An 18697-nucleotide genomic window follows, 5' to 3' on the forward strand; every position below is an offset into this window, starting at 1 on the left:
TCGGGCCGGCCGGCCGGGCCATCGGCACCGCCCCGCCGGGACGGCCCTACCAGGTCAGGTGGTGCCACCATCGCCGGGCGGGTGAGCACGAGCAGGTGCCGGCGTCGGTGGCGACGCGGTTGGTCGACCGGGAGCCATGGCGTCGGGGCCAGCTCCCCGGCCCGTCGGGCACTGATTCCGTTGCCCACCGGGCGCGTGCCGGTGCAGACACCGGAACGCCTTGACCGGCTGACGCTCCGTCCAGTGGGTGCTGTCGGCCGGTCCGCCGCCGCGGCCGGCCCGGTGCAGCCATGCCGTTGTTCATCCTTGACCTCCGGCGGGGCGGGTGGTGGCGCGAGTGCTGCAGGGCGCCGGCCGCGGGTGCCCAGTGCCAGAGGGTGTTCCAGTCCTGGTCCGCGGTCCGGTGTCCATGTCCGCGCTGGACAGCAGGCCGATCAGGAAGAGGACCACCACGGTCACCGAGTGCTGGTTCACACCGTTCGGCTGACGCGTGCACCCTGCCCGGGGCTCCGGAGCCCCCCACCAAGGGGCATGGTCACGGCCACGCGCGACCCGGCCACCTCGACGCCTGACGGCTGCGATCGGAGCAGGGTGCGGCGCCCCGGGTAAGGCCGGGCGTCCGGCTGCCGGCGGCGCCGGCTCCGGTGGGCACCGTGCGGGCGGGCCCGGGCGTCCGGTCCTGGTGGATGGTACGGTCCGGCTCGCCACGCCGAGGTGTTGTCGCCGATTCCGGCGGCGATCCGGGCAGCAGTCCGCGCCGCCGGTGCGGCGGTGACCTGACGGGAGCTGTCCGGCCGTGTCTCTGCCACCTTCCGTGGCTGTCGGATACGGGCCATGTCGTGTCCGATGAAGAACCGGGAGACGCGCTACCGGCGGACCGCCGAGATCAGTCCGCCGGGCCGCTCCTCGCGCTGCGACGGGGTGCTGATCGGGCGGCCGTAGGCGGAGGCGCACTCGCGCAGGGTGTGGCTGCTGGCCTCCCAGCCGTGCCCGGCCAGCCAGTCCACCGGGTCGTCGGGCATCTCCGAAACCCACATGGACGCAGCCGAACCCTGCACGGCGTCCGCGCCGAAGCGCTCGATCACGCCGCGCGAGCCCAAGCTCAGCCCCATCCGGCTGCCTGCCGCCGACTGGGCGCCGATCCGAGCCAGCAGCAGCTCCACCGCGTCCTCGGGTAGATAGATGAGCAGTCCCTCGGCGATCCACACGGTCGGCACCGCCGGGTCGTGGCCTGCGGCGGCCAAGGCGGCCGGCCAGTCCTCACGCAGATCGACCGCGACGGTGATCCGCTCGCAGCGTGCGACGGCCCGCTCCTGGCGCAGCACCGAAGCCTTGAAGTCCAGGGGCGCGGCGGTGTCGACCTCGAAGAGCCGGGTGCCCTCGGGCCAGTCCATCCGGAAGGCCCGGCTGTCCATGCCGGCGCCGAGCAGGACGACCTGCCGTACCCCGGATGCGGAGGCCTGCTGCAGCAGGTCGTCGAGGAACTTCGTCCTGATGACGATGGAGAACGACACGGCCAGCCGGCGGCGTCGCGCGGCCTCGTCATCGGGCAGCGGCGGCGAGGTGGGCCACAGGCCGCCGGCGGCGCGGTCTTCCGCGCTTACCGGTACGCGGCCTCCGAGATCCCCTGGCTGTGAGGAGCCGGGGTGCCGCCGGCCAGCGGCAGGGAGCGGGTGTCGGCGGCCTGGGAGGTGCCGGAGCCGAGCGGCGGTTTGAGGGCCGTGGCGGTGTACTGCGGGATGTCGATTGACTGGGCGGAGCGGACCCGGTGCCGGTGCTGGTGGGTGGGTGATGGTGGTGATGATCAGTTCGTCCGCGCCGGTGGCGTCCCGGAGCGTCTCCAGTTGGTCGGCGACCTGCTGTGGTGAGCCGACGAACTGGGTTTCGGTGCGGTCCGCGACCAGCGTCCGGTCGCTCCAGGCGTGGGCACGGGCCTCGTCGAACTTCACGACGCCTCCGCCGCGTGGGTCCGGGCCGGGCGCGCTTCGCCGAGCCCGAGGTGGTCGCGCAGCGTGTCGCCCTCGTACTCGGTGCGGAACACGCCCCGCTCCTGGAGCAGCGGAACGACGGTGTCGGCGAACTCGTCCAGCCCGCCCGGAGTCAGGTGCGGTGCGAGGATGAACCCGTCGCTGCCGTCGGACTGCACGAACTCGTTCAGCGCGGCGGCGACGTGCGCCGGGGTGCCGATGAAGGACTGCCGGCCGGTCACCTCGATGACCAGCTCCCGGATCGAGAGGTGCTTGGCCTCGGCCAGGGCGCGCCACTGCGCGGCGACGGCCAGTGGGTCGCGGTGCAGCCGCACCGAGGCGCGGCCGCGGGCGACGGTGTGCTCACCGAGGAGCGGATCCACCGCCGGCAGCGGCCCGTCGGGGTCGTAGGCGCTGAGGTCGCGGTTCCACAGCTGCTCCAGTAGCTTGATCGCGCTCCGGCCGCTGACCTGCTGATGACAGATCAGATCCGCCTTCTCCTGAGCCTCGGCGTCGGTGTCGCCCAGGACGAAGGTGACGGCGGGCAGGATCTTCAGCTCGTCGGGGGAACGGCCGTAGCGGGCCAGCCGCCGCTTGACGTCGGCGTAGAAGGCCTGGCCGGCCTCCAGGGTGCCGTGCCGGCTGAAGATGGCGTCGGCGGCCGAGGCGGCGAACTCGCGGCCCTCCTCGGAGTCGCCCGCCTGGAAGATCACCGGGCGGCCCTGCGGGCTGCGCGGGACGTTGAACTGCCCGGTGATGTCGAACTGGCTTACATGGTGGTCGAATTGCCCTGCTGTCGGCTTGCTGAGGAAGATGCCGGACTCCTTGTCCGCCACGATCTCGTCGCCCTGCCAGGAGTCGAACAGCTCCCAGGTCGCGGCCAGGAACTGCTTGGCGCGCTCGTAGCGGTCCCGCTCCGCCAGGAACCCGCCGCGCCGGAAGTTCTGGCCGGTGAACTCGTCCCAGGAGGTGACGACGTTCCAGGCCGCGCGCCCGGCCGACAGGTGGTCAAGCGAGGCGAACTGCCGGGCGACTTCGTAGGGTTCGTTGAAGGTTGAGTTGATGGTTCCGGCGAGGCCGAGCCGGTCGGTGACGGCGGCCAACGCGGTCAGCACGGTGAACGTGTCCGGCCGTCCAACGACGTCCAGGTCGTAGATCTCCCCGCTCTGCTCACGCAGGCGCAGCCCTTCGGCGAGGAAGAGGAAGTCGAACTTCGCACGCTCGGCCGTGCGGGCGAGGTGGACGAAGGAGCTGAAGTCGATCTGGCTGCCGGCGGCCGGGTCACTCCACACGGTGGTGTTGTTCACGCCCGGGAAGTGCGCGGCGAGGTGGATCTGCTTGACGGGCTTGCTCATGGGTCGTGCGGTCCTTCCGTCAGATCGCGGCGTAGCGGTTGGCGGGGCGCGGCAGGCCGAGCAGTCCGCGCAGGGAGCGCGCCTCGTACCCGGTGCGGAAGGCGCCGCGGCGCTGCAACTCGGGTACCAGGCGGCGGGTGACCTGTTCCAGGTCGTACGGGAGGGCGGCCGGCCGCAATCGGAATCCCGTGAGTCCGGCCTGCTGCAACTCCTGCAGGAGGTCGGCAAGTTCCACCGATGTCCCGGTGAAGACGAATGCGTCGCTGGTGTACTCGAAGCCGGCGAGCTCGTCGAGGCGGGCCTTGCGGTCGGCAGCGGCGCCGGGGGCGTCGTCGAGGAAGACCACCAGATCGCCGAAGACGTGCACAGTCTCGTCGGTTCGGCCTGCCGCGGCCTGGGCGTCGCGGATCTCGGAGACGATCGCCCGGGCCTGCCCGGCGTCGTGCGGGGTGACGAAGCCGAGGTCGGCCGAGCTGCCGACCAGCCGGAAGGGCTCGCCCCGGTGCGCCAGCGCGGCGACCACGGGCTGGCCCTGCGGCGGACGCGGGGTGATCGACGGTCCCCGCACGCTGAACCTGCTGCCCTCGAAGTCGATGTAGTGCAGCTTGGCGCGATCGACGAAGCGGCCGCTGGCGGCGTCACGGATCTCGGCGTCGTCCTCCCAGCTGTCCCAGAGCCGTCGCAGGACCTCGGCGTAGTCGCCGGCCTCGGCGAACAGGTCGCGGAGCAGTTCCCGCCCCGCCGGTGAGTCGAGGTCCTCGAGCCGCAACGGTGGCAGCGAACGGCGTCCGAAGTGCGCGGCCTCGTCGGCGCGGCCGGAGACCCTGACCTGGACCCCGGCGCGTCCGGTGCTCACGTGGTCGAGGGTGGCGATCGCCTTGGAGAGATGGAAAGGCTCGGTGTGGGTGACCACCGCGACCGGGACCAGTCCGATGTGCCGGGTCAGCGGCGCGACCCGGGCGGCGACGAGGACCGCGTCCAGCCGGCCGCGCACCTGGTCGGTCCGTCCGTCCGGCTCGAAGGGACGGGCGGACTGCAGGCCCAGGGAGTCCTCGATGGTGACCAGGTCCAGCAGGCCCCGCTCGGCCTCGGAGACCAGATCGGCCCAGTACCGCGCGGTGAACAATTCGTCGGGCCGGGCCTCGGGCTCGCGCCAGGCCGCGGGATGCCAGCCGGCGCCGTCCAGGGCGACGGCCAGATGAAGGGCTGAATGGGCGGCAGGCATGGGTGTACCACCGCTTCCTTCGGATGGGTGTCTCGGCTGGGACGACGCGGCACGCGGCACGCCGAACGGCGGCGCCTGCGGTAACGGGACCGGGGCGGTTCGGTGTTCTGGTTCGAGGTCCGGCGAGAGCGGGCTAGGCGGCGCTGCGCGGCGCGCAGGCGAGCCGCTCGGGGGCGTTCGCGTTCGCCGGACACAGCGCGGTGGCGACGCGCTGCAGATCGATGTGGCGACGGGAGTACGTGGTGGCGACCCGGCACCGGGCCTTCACCGTGACGACCTTCAGGGTGAGTGCCGCAGACCGCTTGAGGGTGTCCCGCACTGTCGTCACCTCCGTCCCGATCGGCCGCACCGGCTCGAACTCGCGCTTGCGGCGCCGTCTTCGGCTCCGCCGGGTCGTCACCTGGAGCACCCCTCCCACGCGGCGAGGTGCCCCAGGTGATCGACGCCTTCTTCGACCTCGCCGACACGATCACCGCCGTACGTAGCCTGATCCGGCAGGCATGGACGGCTCACCGCTGGGGCGAACGCCCGCGATCGGAGGGCGCGGGAGCGTGCGGGGACAGGTGCGGAGCCGGTACGGACGGCTCCGCACCCGGCGGCGTGACGGGCAGTCCGGCGGCCGCCCAGGCCTGGAAGCCGCCGATCACGTCGGTGGTGCGCCGCAGCCCCAGCTGCTGCAGGGACACCGCGGCGAAGGAAGAGGCGTAGCCCTCGTTGCACAGCACGATCACCCGTAGGTCGTGATGGACGGCCTCCGGCAGCCGGTAGGGGCACTGCGGGTCCAGGCGCCACTCAAGTTCATTGCGCTCCACGACGACGGCTCCCGGGATGCACCCGTCGCGGTCGCGCAGGGCGCCGTACCGGGTGTCCACCAGCAGCGCCCCCTCTTCCTGTGCGGCAGCAGCGGCCTGGTGGGGCGTCAGGCGATCCAGCCGGTCTCGGGCTTCGGTCAGCAGCTGTTCGACGCTCTTGAAGTGTCCGGTCATGATCACCACTCCTGCGACTGCTCGATCTTCGACAGCCGCAGGATGCGGCCGTCCCGGGTGTAGCGACGCATCAGCGGAAGCGGCGGATAGTAGACATGGACGGACACCGCGCACTCCGTCCGGGAGGGATTGACCACCTGGTGGACGTGGTGCGGGCCGAAGGCGCGGCCCCGGCCCGCGAAGAGATCGCGGCTGCGGTCCACTCCGTCGGCCAGTTCCAGAACGCGCCAGCCCTCGGTGGGCAGCTCCACAGCGATCGAGCTCTCGCGCAGCAGCCCGGAGGCCGTGGCGAAGGCGCCGTAGGAGCCGCCGTGGTCGTGCCAGCCGGTCTCGGCCCCCGGAGGCCACCCGATCACCCAGGCCTCGCCGCCGCCGGGCGCGGGCAGTGAGATCCAGCTGCGTGCGTCGGCACGGCGGGGCAGCCGGGCCAGGATGCCGGGGTCACCTGCGGTCCGGTGGGCGAAATCGAGCAGCTCGCCCAGTGCGGGGCCGCCGTCTTCGGCGGGGATGATCCCTGGGGAGGGGGTGGATACGGCATTGCCGGTGGTTCGGAACAAGGGGAAACCGTCCTGCGTGTGGGGCGCCCTCTCGAACGGGCTGCGGATGGCGAGCGGTCCGAAGCCGACTGATCACGCACAGGAGGCTGTGCACAGGCGCAGGGCGCGGCATGGCTGCCGGGAGATGGCCGCAGGGAGCGCGACGGCATGCGCCGCGCGGGGCCCGGGGAGCTGCGCTCTGATCAGGCGGCGGGGCGACAACACAGGCAGCCGGCGTACCGGACGGTGTCCAGGTGCGTGCGCCGGAAGAGCCTGAGGTCGAGGTGTCCCACGTTCGGCAGTGAACCAGGAGCCGGCGGCATGGTCAAGCAGGGCGCGTCAGGCGGCAGCACCGGCTGATTCGCGATACACCGACTGGGAGCGGCCCCTGGACGAGGACCGTCCGCGTGATCGCAGTCGCGGGTCGGTGGGTGGCTTCCCCGGGCGTCGTGTGGTCCCGGAAGTCAGCCCCGGGCGGGCGGCGCGAAAATAGCCACGGGCCACCGATCGCCACCGGCGCCCATCCACCGCAATGCGGCGCCACAAGCTTTCAACACCCTTTCCCACCAAGCGAGATGGTTTTGAGCGTCGAAAATGGATTTGACTCCGCCCCTGGTCGGCACGCATAGTGCCCGCATGGCTGGATATCTGGTGACTCGCAGGCACATCGACCTGCGCCGCGTGACGGCGATGAGCTGTCGCGCCGGTCGCTGAGCCCATTCGCGGGCGTCTCCTGACGCCGTCTGCGACGCTTCCGCCCATCGGCCGCCCGCTCGGCCCATTCTTCCTCAATCACTCTGCTGTGGACGGCTGTTGGCCACTGCCGCCGCCCCGTGGTCCGTCGACCCCGGGAGGTCCCGGTATGCGCCTGTCCACGCGTCACCATGTCTTCAGGAGCTCCCGTGCGCCCCCGCATCGTCCTCGGCACCCTCACCGCCCTCGCCACCCTGCTGTCGGTCGCCGCCTGCGGCAGCGGCTCGTCCCAGGGCTCGTCCCAGGGCTCGTCCGGCGGCAACCCGTACCAGCTCGTCGAGGCCGGCACCATACATGTCGGCACGCTCTCCGACGCCCCGCCGAACGTCTACCTCAAGGACGGCAAGTTCACCGGCTTCGACAACGACCTGTTCACCGCCGTCGCCGCCAAGATCGGGCTCAAGGTGCAGTTCGCCTCGACCGACTTCTCCGCGCTGCTCTCCCAGGTCGCCAACCACAAGTTCGATGTGGGGAGTTCGTCCATCACCATCACCGAGGCCCGGAAGAAGACGGTGGACTTCAGCAACGGCTACGACTTCGGCTACTTCGGCCTCGACGTCCCCACCGGCTCCCCGATCGCCAACTTCGACCAGCTCTCGGGCAAGCGGGTCGTGGTGGTCCAGGGCACCGTCCAGGACGACTACGCGACCAAGAACAACCTCAACCCGGTGCGAGTGCCCGACTACAACAGCGCGCTCAACCAGCTGAAGGCCGGCACTGCGGAGGCCTGGATCTCGCCCGCCGAGATCGGCGAGAAGAGCGCCGCGGACAGCGGCGGCAAGGTGGTGCTCGCGCAGAAGCGGCTCAGCCCGGCGCCGACCGCCTTCGCGGTGGCGCACGACCACCCGAAGCTGCTCGAAGCGCTCAACAAGGCCCTCGACCAGGTGATCGCCGATGGCACCTGGACCAAGCTGCAGGAGCAGTACTACCCGGGCCGTCCGGTGCCGGCCGACTTCAAGCCCGGCAGTGGGTCGGTCGCCTTCCCACCGGTCACCGGGGCCGCCGCCTCGCCGACCTCCTGAGCCTCCGCCGTTCCCGCGACCGACCGACAGGAGACCGACGTGGACCAGCTCGGCGTGCTGGTGGAGACGTTCTTCGACTGGGGATCGATGCGTGCCGCGATCTCCGACCTGCTCACGACCGGCGTGCCCAACACGCTGATCCTCTCGGCGTCCGCCGCAACCGCCGGCACCCTGATCGGGCTTCCGCTGGCGGTCGCGGGAACGGCCAGGACGCGCTGGCTGCGCTGGCCGGCCCGGGTGTACACCGATGTGTTCCGCGGTCTGCCAGCCGTGGTCACCATCCTGCTGATCGGCGTCGGTCTGGCGCCCCAGGGGTTGGCTGTCTGGGGGCCGGACCCGTACCCGCTCGGCATTCTGGCACTCTCGCTGATCGCCGCCGCCTACTTCGGCGAGATCTTCCGCGCCGGCATCGAGAACGTGGAGGCGGGCCAGCTGGAGGCGGCGCGCGCCCTCGGGTTCTCCTACCCGGCGGCGATGCGGCTTGTGATCATCCCACTGGGCGTCCGGCGGGTGCTGCCGGCCTGGGTCAACCAGCTCATCGCGCTGGTCAAGGACTCCAGCCTGATCTACTTCCTCGGTCTGACGGCCGATCAGCGGGACCTGTTCCGGATCGGCCAGGACTCGGCGGCCAACACCGGAAACGAGTCCGCGCTGGTCCTGGCCGGGTTGTTCTATCTGCTGCTGACGGTACCCCTGACCCATCTGGTCAACGTGGTCGACCGGCGGCTGCGGCACGGGCGGCGGGTGCTCGAGGAACCCGCTGGCCTGCCGGAACCCGTGAGCCCTGACACCACGACGCCCGACACCGCTGACGAGGGAGCCTCCCGTGCCTGACCGGCGACCCATCGAGACCGCACCCACCGGCGCCCGCGTCGGCTCACTCTTCTCCCCGGTCAGCCTGGCCACCCGGGACCTGCACCTGTCGCTCGGCGGAAACCCGGTCCTTCGCGGCGTGGACCTCGACGTGCCACGTGGCCACACGCTCTGCGTCATCGGCCCCTCCGGCTCCGGCAAGTCCACGCTGCTGCGGACCGTCAATCGGCTGCTTGAGCCCGATCGAGGCGATGTGCTGCTGGACGGCGAGAGCGTGCTGCGGTGCGATCCGAATCTGCTGCGCCAGCAGGTCGGCATGGTGTTCCAGCAGTTCAACCTGTTCCCGCATCTGAGCGTGCTGCGCAACCTCACCCTTCCGCTGCGCAAGTTGCGCGGACTCTCCCGAGAGGAGGCGGAGGAGACCGCGCTGCGCCAGCTCGACCTGGTCGGCCTGCGGCACAAGGCCCAGGCGCGGCCAGGACGGCTCTCCGGTGGCCAGCAGCAGCGGGTGGCCATCGCCCGCGCCCTGGTGATGGCACCTCAGGTGATGCTGTTCGACGAGTCCACCTCCGCGCTCGACCCCGAGCTGGTCAAGGGCGTGCTCGGCCTGATGGCAGAGCTCGGCCGCGAGGGCATGACCATGGTGGTGGTCACCCATGAGATGGGCTTCGCCCGCGAGGTCGCGGACCGGGTGGCCTTCATGGACCACGGGGTGGTGTTGGAATCCGGCTCACCGGAGGCGCTGTTCGACGCTCCGCGCAGCCCGCGGCTGCGGCAGTTCCTCGCGGATGTGCTGTGACCGGCGGCCGGGCCGGCGCTGCTCCGCTGACCGGCGCTCGGACCCGCCACCGACGCCGGGCGGAACGCGGGACTACCGTTCGAGCACGCGGGAGAGGAAGCGCCGGGTCGACTCGTGGCGGGGATCGGTGAGCACCTGCTCTGCGCTGCCCTGTTCGCGGATCACGCCGTCCTCCAGGAAGCAGATCCGGTCGGCGGCATGCCGGGCGAAGCCCATCTCGTGAGTGGCCATCAGAATGGTCAGGCCACGCTCCTTCAGGTCCGCGACCACGTCCAGCACTTCGCCCACCAGTTCGGGGTCGAGTGCTGAGGTGATCTCGTCGAAGAGCAGCACCTGCGGGTCGGTGGCAAGGGCACGGGCGATCGCGGCACGCTGCTGCTGACCGCCCGAGAGCCGGTCCGGGTAGTCCTGTGCCTTGTCCGCGAGGCCCAACCGGGCGAGCAGTTCCCGGGCGGTCTCCTCGGCCTGCCTGCGTGGCACCTTGTGCACCTGGCGCGGTGCGAGCGTGATGTTGTCCAGCACGCTCAGGTGCGGGAACAGGTTGTAGGCCTGGAAGACGATGCTGATCTGCCGGCGGGCCAGGCTGGCGTCCAGGCGGGGATCGGTCAGCTCGGTCCCACCCAGGTGGACGGTGCCGTCGTCGACGACGTCCAACAGGTCCACGCATCGCAGGAGGGTGGACTTGCCCGAGCCCGAGCCGCCGATCAGGCAGACCACCTGGTGCTCGGCGACGTCCAGGTCGATCGAGCGCAGGACCAGGCGTGAGCCGTACGCCTTGCGCAGACCACGGATCCGCAGAGGTGGCTCGCTCACTGTCCCGCCTCCGCCCACGTGCGCTGCGCCCCGCGGCTCTGCAGCCGGTCGGCATACCTGGTCAACGGGATGGTCACCGCGATGAACAGGACGGCCGCCGCCAGGTAGGGGGTGTAGTTGAAGTCGTAGTCCGCCTTGATCTGCGCGACCCGTAGCGCCTCCAGCGGCCCGAGGACGGCCACCAGCGCGGTGTCCTTCTGCAGGGCGATGAAGTCGTTGAGCAGCGGAGGCAGGACGTTGCGCACCGCCTGCGGCAGGATCACCCGCCGGAGGGTCTGCGACTCGCTGAGCCCGAGCGCCCGAGCGGCATTGCGCTGCGCCGGGTGCACCGAGTTCAGGCCGGCCCGCAGCACCTCGCCGACGTAGGCGGTGTAGGAGAGCACCAGTGCGATCACCCCCAGTACCCAGGGCTGGGAGGGCGTGCCCTGCAGCTGGAGCGCCGGCAGGCCGAAGCCGACCAGGAAGACCAGCAGCAGGGTCGGCACCCCGCGGAACACGTCTACGTACAGGGTCGCGGCCACGCGCAGCGGCTGCAGTCCGGGAGACCGGGTCACCCGCACCAGGGCGATCAGCAGGCCCAGGACCAGGATCAGCACCTCGGCGATCAGAAACATCCGGACGTTGAGCCAGAAGCCGTCCAGTACCGCGGAGAACGTTCTGCGGAACTCCGCGCCGTCCAGGAACCGGCTGTGCAGCCGGTCCCAGCCCGGCGAGGCGACCACCGCCGCCACCGCCGCCACCAGGCTCGCCAGGGTGCACAGGGTGGCGATCCAGCTGTTGCGGCGCTTGCGGGCGCGGCGGAACCGCTCCCGCTCGAGCTGTCGCTCACTGGGCCGGTACTGCTCGTCCTGCATGTCGGCCTGCTGATTCAGCTCGGCCGTGGTCTCGTGCTCCACCGCTCGACCCGCTACGGCTTGAGCTCGGGGGCGTTGGCCGAGGCCGAGAGCCACTGGGAGGTGATCTTGTCCAGGGTCCCGTCGGCCTTGAGCGCGGCAAGCGCCTGGTTGACGCAGGAGGTCAGCCCGCTGCCCTTGCCCAGCAGCAGGCCGAACTGCTCCGGCGTGCCGCCGGCGTACCCGAACTGGCCCAGGATCTTGCCGCCCTGCAGCTCCGACCCGGCCAGGTAGAACACCGTCGGCAGGTCGGTGACGAGTGCGTCGATCTGCCCGTTCTGCAGGGCGTTGACCTCGTCGTTGGTGGTGTTGAAGACGCTTGGCTGCTGACCGGGCTTGATCTCGTCGATCACCGCCTGGTAGCTGGTGGTGGCCACCTGCACGCCGATCTTGGCGTCCTTGAGCGCGGCCAACGTGGTCGCACCCGCGTACTTCGACTTGCTCAGCACCAGGACGGCCTGATTGGCCGTGTAGTAACTGGTGGAGAAGTCAACCGCCTTCGCCCGCTCCGGCGTACTGGAGATCTCGTTGACGTCGAAGTCGAAACTCTTGGCCCCCGGGGCATAGGAGTTGTCGAAGGGTTCGACCACCCACTTCACCTGGTTCTGGCTGAATCCGAGCTTCCCGGCCACCGCGTAGGCCACGGCACTCTCGAAGCCCTTGCCGTCCGCCGGGTCGTTGTTGTCGAACCACGGCGAATAGGCGGGGGAGTCGGTGGCGACGGTCAACTGCCCCTGCTTGTAAAGGCTTGGGCTGGTCGCGCAGCCGGCGGGCGCTGTCGCGGCCGAGGTGGCCGGGGCCGTGGTCTGCGGCTGGGGCGCGCAGGCGGCGGCCGTAAGGACGACGACGGCGCCCAGCGAGGCAGCGGTGAACGTGCGGGCACGAGGCATGGGAGGTTCCTTCGAGCAGGGGTCCGGAACGGACGGTACGAACAAGGGGAGATCAGGGCAGCGCGTTCAGCGACAGAGGTCACCGGCGCAACGCACGTGGTCAACGTGCCTGCGGCGTACCAGGGGGAGGGTTCCGGACATGCTTTTCAGCATTCCGGGCGGTGCGGTGCGATGTCAATCAGGGCGGCTACCGTTCGATAACGGCGGGGCAACATGTCAGCTGGTGAGATGGAGAACCCGGTCGCCCTCGCGCAGGCCGAACAGTTCGGCCGCGGAACCGCCGCGCACCACCAATTCGGCGAAGCCCAGACCCGAGCTCCCGACGGTGATGCCCGGTTCGCCGTACGGTACGTCGGGCAGCCGGTCGTAGCAGCGCACCTGCACCCCGCGGCCCTCGCGTGCACTGTGGACGGGCACGACGGCCGTGGCCCGGTAGCCGGGGATGGCAGTGGCAGGCCGGTCCAGCTTGCAGTTGCCGAAGTTGTCCACCACGGCGACCCGCACCGCACCGGCCCCCTCGGCGTCCCCCACCTGCCGATCGGGCGGGGCCACGACATGCGGGCGTGCGGGGATCGGGCGGCCGTCCACCAGCCAACGGGCCAGCAGCGGCACGTACCAGAGACTGCGGAACTGGGTCCGCGCGAGGGACCGCCTGCGGCCGTACGCCACGCGCGGCCGCTGCCAGGCGCGTGCGTCGGCGGCGTGTCGCGGCGCCCAACGCGCCGGCTCTCGCTGTCGGGGGGTCGACCCTCGTTCCGTGGGAGCTGGACCATGGGAGGTCGTGAATTGTCCAGTCTTGCCCCGTTATGAGGGTAGTGGGTTTGACTATTTTCTTATGGTGACTCAAAGTTCTGCGTATGTCTCCGAACGGTCCTTCCCGCCCCTGCGCTGCCTTTGAGCCGGCGCGGTTCGGCGTGTGCGCGGCCTTCGTGGACGGCGTCACCTGTCGATGTCGGTGACGTCCGGGCGCTGACGATGCGGCCCTGCGGGCCTGCGTCGCATTGACTCCCGCTGTCCGGCCATGGCCCTCTCCTGCCTGTCGCCCTGTCGCCCTGTCGCCCTGTCTGCTGACCGGGGCCCGGTGTCGGGTGTCGTCCGCCGTTCCCTCCGCCACGCCCTTTCCGCACTGTCCCGTAGGCCGCCCTGACCGGTTGTCTACGATCCAATTCCCCGAAGAGGTAATCATGACCAAGAGCAGGGCCGCCGTAGCGGCTGCCGCCGTCGTACTGCTGGCCGGGTTCACCGCGGCCTGCGGCGCCGGTGGGAGTACGAGTTCCTCGGCGCCCGCCGCGTTCGACCCCAACGCCTGCCAAGGTGGCACCCTGACGGTGCTCAACCACCGCGGGCAGGGGAACTTCGACCCGGCCGAGCTCTACACGTCCGGTGGCGGAAAGGTGCCCACCCTGGTCTTCCGGACGCTGACCACTCGCAACCACACCACCGACGGCCCGGACAGCGCCAAGGTCGTGCCGGACCTCGCCACCGACACCGGCGAGCCCAACCAGGACGCCACGGTCTGGACCTACCACCTCAAGCCGGGGGTCAAGTTCGAGGACGGCACCCCGATCAGGTCCGCCGACGTCAAGTACGGCCTGGAGCGCTCCTTCGCGCCCGAGCTCCCGGGCGGCCCGCCCTACCTGCGCGACTGGCTGGTCGGCGGCGAGGCGTACCAGGGCCCGTACAAGGGCGGCGAGTTGGCCTCGATCGAGACTCCCGACGACAGCACGATCGTCTTCAAGCTGCGCAAGCCCGAGGGCGACTTCCCGTTCCTGGCGACCGCCACCCAGTTCGCGCCGGTGCCCAAGGACAAGGACACCGGCACCGCCTACCAGAAGCATCCGGTCTCCTCCGGCCCGTACAAGGTCGTCAGCAACGACGGCGGCAAGAGCATCCAGCTGGACCGCAACCCCAACTGGTCGCGCGCGGTCGACGACCAGCGCCTCGCCTGCCCCGACAGGATCGTGGTCACCTCCGGCCTCGACCAGTCCGTCATCAACCAGCGCCTGGCCGCCGGCACCGGCGACGACGCCCGCGCCGTGACCACCGACACCAATGTCGACGCCTCGGTGCTGGCGAAACTGAACGGGGATGCCGCCCTCAAGAAGCGAGTGGTCACCGGTTACTTCGGCGAGACCCAGTACCTGGCGTTCAACCCGAAGGTGAAGCCCTTCGACGACGCCCGGGTGCGCCAGGCGATCTCGTACGCGATCGACCGCGAGTCGGTGGTCAACGCGGTCGGCGGCACCGCCGTCGCCAAGCCCGCCACCACCTTCCTGCCCGACCAGCCCGCATTCGGCTACACGCCGTACGACTACTTCCCGGCGGGGCAGAGCGGTGACCCGGCCAAGGCCAAGGAGCTGCTGGCGCAGGCCGGTTACCCGAACGGCCTGACCATCACCCTCGACCACTCCACCGTGACCGGCGACGGCAGCGGCCCGGAGGTCGCGGCCGCCGTCCAGCAGGCGCTCGGCAAGGCCGGGATCACCGTCAAGCTGGAGGGCACCGCCGACGACGACTACCAGACGAAGTACCAGAAGCCGGCCACCGAGCCCGGCCTCTTCGTGGCCAGTTGGGGCGCCGACTGGCCGTCCGGCGGACCCTTCCTGGCGCCGATCTTCGACGGGCGGCAGATCCTGGCCGACGGCGGCAACTACAACTCCGCGCAGCTGAACGACCCTCAGGTCAACGCGGAGATCGACGCGGCGAACAAGATCACCGACCCGGCCAAGGCCGCCCAGGCCTGGGGCAGGCTCGACGCCGAACTCGGCAAGCAGGCGTACACCGTGCCGCTGTTCCACCCGATCTACAAGCGGCTCTACGGCACGGGCGTGAAGAACGCCTACGTCAGCCAGTGGAACGGCCTGTACGACCTCTCCCGCATCTCGGTGAAGTAAGGACCAAGCACAGTGAGCAAGGCCCTGACGGCCGCTCAGGCGCCCGGCACCACCCCGCAGGGTGGTGCCGGGCCCCGGGCCGACCGCAACCAGGTATGGCGGCGCCTGCGCGCCGACCGCTCCGCGATCGCCGCACTGGCGGTGGTCGCCCTGCTGGTCCTGACGGCGGCCGCGGCCCCGCTGGTCGCCGCGCTGGAGGGACAGGACCCGACCACCTACCACAACGCCCTGATCGACTCCGCCACCGGTGGCGTGCCGATCGGCCCGTTCGGCGGCGCGAGCGCCGTGCACTGGCTGGGTGTCGAGCCCGGCACCGGCCGTGACGTGCTCGCCCGCCTGGTCTACGGTGCGCAGATCTCGCTGTCCGTCTCGCTCGGCGCGACGGTGGTCCAGATCGCTCTCGGCGTGCTGATCGGCCTGGCCGCCGGGCTCGGCAACCGGCTGGCGGACACCGTGATCAGCCGGTCGATGGACCTGGTGATCGCGTTTCCGTCGCTGGTCTTCGCGGTGGCGCTGATGGCCGTGGTGCCGAGCGGCTTTCCCCGTCCGCTGCTGCTGATGCTGGTCATCGGTGTCCTCGGCTGGGGACAGACCGCCCGAATCGTCCGCGGCCAGGTCCTCACCCTGCGCGGCCTCGACTACGTCTCGGCGGCCCGGCTGGCCGGCTCCCGCCGCTGGCGGGTGGCCCGCCGCGAGATCCTGCCCGCCCTCGCCGCACCCGTGATCACCTACGGCGTGCTGCAACTCCCGCTGAACGTGGCCCAGGAGGCGGGTCTGTCGTTCCTCGGTGTCGGAGTGCGCCCGCCGACCCCCTCCTGGGGGCAGATGCTGTCCAGCGCCACCAACTGGTTCCAGGCCGACCCCGCCTACGTCCTGCTGCCGGCGGTGCTGCTCTTCGTCACCGTGCTCGCTTTCACCGTCCTCGGTGAGGGAGTGCGCACCGCTCTCGACCCGCGGGCCGAGTCCCGACTGCGGGCCGGGATCGAGCGGCGACGCAAGAAGACCGACGCCCAGGAGGTGCCGGCGTGATCCGCTTCCTGCTCCGACGGACCGTCAGCACCGCGGCGGTGCTGCTGGTGATGTCGGCCGTCGTCTACCTCGTCTTCTACGCCGCCCCGCACGACCCGGCCGTCCTGGTCTGCGGCAAGGGCTGCGACGGCACCCGCCTCGCGGTCGTGCGGCACAAGCTCGGCACCGACCTCCCGGTCTGGGAGCAGTACGGCAACTTCCTGCGCGGCCTGGTCGCCGGACGAACCTTCGACTCCGGTAACGACGTCACCCGGTGCGCCGCGCCCTGCCTCGGCTACTCCTTCCAGACCGACCAGCCGGTCCTGCAGATGATCACCCAGCGGATCCCGGTCGACCTCTCGCTCACCCTCGGGGCGATGGTCATCTGGCTGCTGCTGGGCGTCGGCACCGGACTGCTGTCCGCGCTGCGCCGCGGCCGCCTCGTGGAGCGCGCGCTCACCACGCTCACCCTGGCGGGGATGGCCACGCCGGTCTTCCTGGTCGGCCTACTGGTGCTGATGCTGTTCTGCGCCTCGCTGCAGTGGATGCCGTTCCCCACCTACACCGCGTTCACCGACGACCCGGCGCAGTGGGCGGCGAACCTGGTGCTGCCCTGGTTCTCCCTCGCACTGGTCATCTCGGCGGCGTACGCGCGGATGACCCGCAGCAGCCTGCTGGAGACCCTCGCCGAGGACCACATCAGGACCAACCGCGCCTACGGGCTCTCCGAGCGCCGGATCGTCCTCGGCCACGCGCTGCGCGGCGCGCTGGTCCCGGTGCTGACCATGCTCGCCATCGACGTGGGCCAGATCCTCGGCGGCGCGATGCTCACCGAGTCGGTCTTCGGCTTCGACGGGCTCGGCCGGCTGCTGGTGACCTCGGTGAACCAGATCGACCTGCCAGTGGTGGTCGGAGCCACCCTCTTCGCGGGGTTCTTCGTCGTGATCGCCAATGCCGCCGCGGACCTGCTGTACGCACTGGCCGACCCGAGAGTGAGCCTGGCATGACGGATCGTCAAAAGCTCGTAGAAGTAACGGATCTGAGGGTTCGGTTCGCGAGCGAGAGCGGACCGGTCACGGCCGTCGACGGTCTCTCCTTCGGTCTGGGGGCGGGTGAGTCGCTGGGGTTGGTGGGGGAGTCCGGATCCGGGAAAAGCACCGTCGCCTTCACCCTGCTCGGCCTGCACCGGGGAAGTGGAGCTGAGGTCACCGGCACCGTCCGGGTCGACGGGACGGACGTCCTGGCCGCGGCCGAGAATGAACTGCGCGCGCTGCGCGGCGCACGGGCGGCCATGGTCTTCCAGGACCCGCTCTCCGCACTCGACCCCTACTGGGCGATCGGCGAGCAGATCGCCGAGGTCCACCGGGTCCACACCGGCTCCTCCCGGGCGGCCTCGCGCAGGCGCGCCGTCGAGGTCCTCGACCGGGTCGGGATCCCGGACGCCGCCCGGCGTGCCGGGGCCCACCCGCACGAGTTCTCCGGCGGCATGCGCCAGCGGGCACTGATCGCCATGGCCCTCGCCTGCTCGCCCAAACTGCTGATCGCCGACGAGCCCACCACCGCGCTGGACGTCACCGTGCAGGCGCAGATCCTCGACCTGCTGCACGACCTGCGCACCGAGCACGGCATGGCCCTGCTGCTGGTCACCCACGACCTCGGTGTGGTCGCCGGCAACACCGACCGGGTGCTCGTGATGCGGGACGGCCGGGCCGTGGAACGCGGCCCGGTCGCCGAGATCCTGGGCACCCCCCGCGAGCTTTACACCCGGGAGCTGCTCGCGGCCGTACCCCGCCTCGACGGTCCGCGCGAGCGGCCCGCCGGCGCGACCGGCGACATCCTGCTGAGCGTCACCGACCTGCGCCGCCACTACCCGGCACCTGCCCGGCGGAGCGCGGCCCCGGGCCGGCGGGCCCTGCTCGGCGGCCGCGAGGAACTGCGCGCCGTCGACGGGGTCAGCCTGGACATCCGGCGCGGTGAGACGCTCGGCGTCGTCGGGGAGAGCGGCAGTGGCAAGACCACCCTCGGCCGGCTGCTGGTCCGGCTGACGCAACCCACCTCCGGGCGGATCCGGTTCGAAGGGACCGACCTCGCGCAGGCGTCCGAGCGTCGACTGCAGCCGTTCCGTCGAGACTTGCAGATGGTCTTCCAGGACCCCGTGGCCTCGCTCAACCCGCGCCGCACCATCGGCGACTCGATCGCCGACCCCCTGCGGGCGCGGGGCGGCCCGTCCGGCCCGCAGGTCCGGCGCGAGGTCGGCGAACTGCTGGAACGGGTCGGTCTGCGACCGGACTGGTACCACCGCTATCCGCACGAGCTCTCCGGCGGGCAGCGCCAGCGGGTCGGCATCGCCCGGGCGCTCGCCCCGCGGCCGAAGCTGATCGTCTGCGACGAGCCGGTGTCCGCGCTCGATGTCTCCACCCAGGCCCAGGTGGTCCGCCTGCTGTCCGATCTGCAGGGCGAGTTCGGGCTGACCCTGGTCTTCATCGCGCACGACCTCGCGGTGGTCCGCCAGGTCAGCGACCGGGTCGCCGTGATGCGGCACGGCAAAATCGTCGAACTCGGTACGGCGGACGACGTCTACGCCGCACCGGAGCATCCCTACACGCGCCGGCTGCTGGCCGCCGTTCCGGTACTGGACCCTGCCGAGGCGGACCGGCGGCGAGCGGCCCGGGCCGAACTTCGGCTACCGGAAAAGGAATCCGCTCTCGCTTCCTGAACCGGGTCCGGAAATCCGGCCCGGCGG

General features: G+C 71.0%; 16 protein-coding genes, 2 pseudogenes and 1 riboswitch. Of the genes and pseudogenes, 8 read left to right on the forward strand and 10 right to left on the reverse strand.

Translation table 11 applies throughout. From position 1 onward, the window contains the following. Positions 1–866: 866 nt before the first annotated feature. The 4 genes and pseudogenes from AA75_RS36300 to AA75_RS36315 all read right to left on the reverse strand — a co-directional run. Positions 867–1586 (reverse strand): annotated as a pseudogene (locus AA75_RS36300) (SAM-dependent methyltransferase); the annotation flags it as partial. 359 nt (positions 1587–1945) lie between these two features. Next, on the reverse strand, positions 1946–3322 hold the full coding sequence (locus AA75_RS36305) for an NtaA/DmoA family FMN-dependent monooxygenase (RefSeq protein ID WP_033824662.1): 1377 nt from the start codon (positions 3320–3322) through the stop codon (positions 1946–1948). Between the two features lie 19 nt (positions 3323–3341). Continuing rightward, positions 3342–4547 (reverse strand): LLM class flavin-dependent oxidoreductase, encoded by a 1206-nt coding sequence (locus AA75_RS36310; protein WP_033824663.1) that lies wholly within the window; start codon positions 4545–4547, stop codon positions 3342–3344. Between the two features lie 133 nt (positions 4548–4680). Continuing rightward, the gene (locus tag AA75_RS36315) at positions 4681–4947 is read right to left on the reverse strand and encodes a putative leader peptide (protein ID WP_149038587.1); all 267 of its coding nucleotides are present in this window, start codon (positions 4945–4947) and stop codon (positions 4681–4683) included. Next, a riboswitch (SAM riboswitch) is annotated at positions 4904–5004 on the reverse strand. (Overlaps the previous gene by 44 nt.) Between AA75_RS36315 and AA75_RS52840 the strand changes: the two are divergent. Beyond that, a pseudogene (locus AA75_RS52840) lies at positions 4983–5078 on the forward strand (IS5/IS1182 family transposase); the annotation flags it as partial. Its footprint overlaps the riboswitch before it by 22 nt. Here the strand turns inward: AA75_RS52840 and AA75_RS36320 are convergent. After that, on the reverse strand, positions 5057–5533 hold the full coding sequence (locus tag AA75_RS36320; protein WP_051814052.1) for a rhodanese-like domain-containing protein: 477 nt from the start codon (positions 5531–5533) through the stop codon (positions 5057–5059). The pseudogene AA75_RS52840 and the gene AA75_RS36320 sit on opposite strands and share 22 nt — an antisense overlap. Positions 5534–5535: 2 nt before the next feature. Continuing rightward, positions 5536–6045 carry a cysteine dioxygenase gene (locus AA75_RS36325; protein WP_033824679.1) on the reverse strand — a complete coding sequence of 170 codons (510 nt, stop codon included), beginning with the start codon at positions 6043–6045 and terminating at the stop codon, positions 5536–5538. Positions 6046–6971: 926 nt separating this feature from the next. On the opposite strand from AA75_RS36325, the gene AA75_RS36330 reads away from it, so the two are divergent. From AA75_RS36330 to AA75_RS36340, 3 genes are all read left to right on the forward strand, one after another. Next, entirely contained in the window at positions 6972–7844 is an 873-nt protein-coding gene (locus tag AA75_RS36330; RefSeq protein ID WP_033824665.1) for an ABC transporter substrate-binding protein, read from the forward strand. Between the two features lie 39 nt (positions 7845–7883). Next, positions 7884–8678, forward strand: coding sequence for an amino acid ABC transporter permease (locus AA75_RS36335; RefSeq protein WP_063794513.1), 795 nt, complete (start codon positions 7884–7886; stop codon positions 8676–8678). A gap of 64 nt (positions 8679–8742) precedes the next feature. After that, complete coding sequence (locus AA75_RS36340) at positions 8743–9456, forward strand: amino acid ABC transporter ATP-binding protein (RefSeq protein ID WP_033824681.1); 714 nt, start codon at positions 8743–8745, stop codon at positions 9454–9456. 72 nt (positions 9457–9528) lie between these two features. Here AA75_RS36340 and AA75_RS36345 read toward each other — a convergent pair whose 3' ends face one another. The 4 genes from AA75_RS36345 to AA75_RS36360 form a co-directional block, all read right to left on the reverse strand. After that, a complete protein-coding gene (locus AA75_RS36345; protein ID WP_051814054.1) occupies positions 9529–10269 on the reverse strand; it encodes an amino acid ABC transporter ATP-binding protein in 741 nt (246 codons plus the stop codon). Next, entirely contained in the window at positions 10266–11165 is a 900-nt protein-coding gene (locus tag AA75_RS36350; protein ID WP_368666627.1) for an amino acid ABC transporter permease, read from the reverse strand. Before AA75_RS36350 ends, AA75_RS36345 begins: the two co-directional genes overlap by 4 nt. 11 nt (positions 11166–11176) lie before the next feature. Next, entirely contained in the window at positions 11177–12052 is an 876-nt protein-coding gene (locus AA75_RS36355) for an ABC transporter substrate-binding protein (protein ID WP_033824667.1), read from the reverse strand. 216 nt (positions 12053–12268) lie between these two features. Further along, positions 12269–12583 carry an SAM hydroxide adenosyltransferase gene (locus AA75_RS36360; RefSeq protein ID WP_233289337.1) on the reverse strand — a complete coding sequence of 105 codons (315 nt, stop codon included), beginning with the start codon at positions 12581–12583 and terminating at the stop codon, positions 12269–12271. 653 nt (positions 12584–13236) lie between these two features. Here AA75_RS36360 and AA75_RS36365 point away from each other — a divergent pair. The 4 genes from AA75_RS36365 to AA75_RS36380 are packed head-to-tail and all read left to right on the forward strand — an operon-like array spanning position 13237 to position 18670. Continuing rightward, a complete protein-coding gene (locus AA75_RS36365; RefSeq protein ID WP_033824668.1) occupies positions 13237–14946 on the forward strand; it encodes an ABC transporter substrate-binding protein in 1710 nt (569 codons plus the stop codon). Between the two features lie 12 nt (positions 14947–14958). Beyond that, positions 14959–15975, forward strand: coding sequence for an ABC transporter permease (locus AA75_RS36370; RefSeq protein ID WP_033824669.1), 1017 nt, complete (start codon positions 14959–14961; stop codon positions 15973–15975). Beyond that, positions 15972–16961 (forward strand): ABC transporter permease, encoded by a 990-nt coding sequence (locus AA75_RS36375; protein ID WP_033824670.1) that lies wholly within the window; start codon positions 15972–15974, stop codon positions 16959–16961. The genes AA75_RS36370 and AA75_RS36375 overlap by 4 nt, the downstream gene beginning before the upstream one ends. Then, a complete protein-coding gene (locus AA75_RS36380; protein WP_033824671.1) occupies positions 16958–18670 on the forward strand; it encodes an ABC transporter ATP-binding protein in 1713 nt (570 codons plus the stop codon). The genes AA75_RS36375 and AA75_RS36380 overlap by 4 nt, the downstream gene beginning before the upstream one ends. The last annotated feature ends 27 nt before the right edge of the window (positions 18671–18697 follow it).

The organism is Kitasatospora sp. MBT63, from assembly GCF_000710465.2.
GTDB lineage: Bacteria > Actinomycetota > Actinomycetes > Streptomycetales > Streptomycetaceae > Kitasatospora.

Bases quoted from the DNA above. Each gene is read 5' to 3' on its own strand.
- AA75_RS36305 (WP_033824662.1), bottom strand. From the start codon at position 3,322: ATGAGCAAGCCCGTCAAGCAGATCCACCTCGCCGCGCACTTCCCGGGC.
- AA75_RS36310 (WP_033824663.1), bottom strand. From the start codon at position 4,547: ATGCCTGCCGCCCATTCAGCCCTTCATCTGGCCGTCGCCCTGGACGGC.
- AA75_RS36320 (WP_051814052.1), bottom strand. From the start codon at position 5,533: ATGACCGGACACTTCAAGAGCGTCGAACAGCTGCTGACCGAAGCCCGA.
- AA75_RS36355 (WP_033824667.1), bottom strand. From the start codon at position 12,052: ATGCCTCGTGCCCGCACGTTCACCGCTGCCTCGCTGGGCGCCGTCGTC.
- AA75_RS36365 (WP_033824668.1), top strand. From the start codon at position 13,237: ATGACCAAGAGCAGGGCCGCCGTAGCGGCTGCCGCCGTCGTACTGCTG.
- AA75_RS36380 (WP_033824671.1), top strand. From the start codon at position 16,958: ATGACGGATCGTCAAAAGCTCGTAGAAGTAACGGATCTGAGGGTTCGG.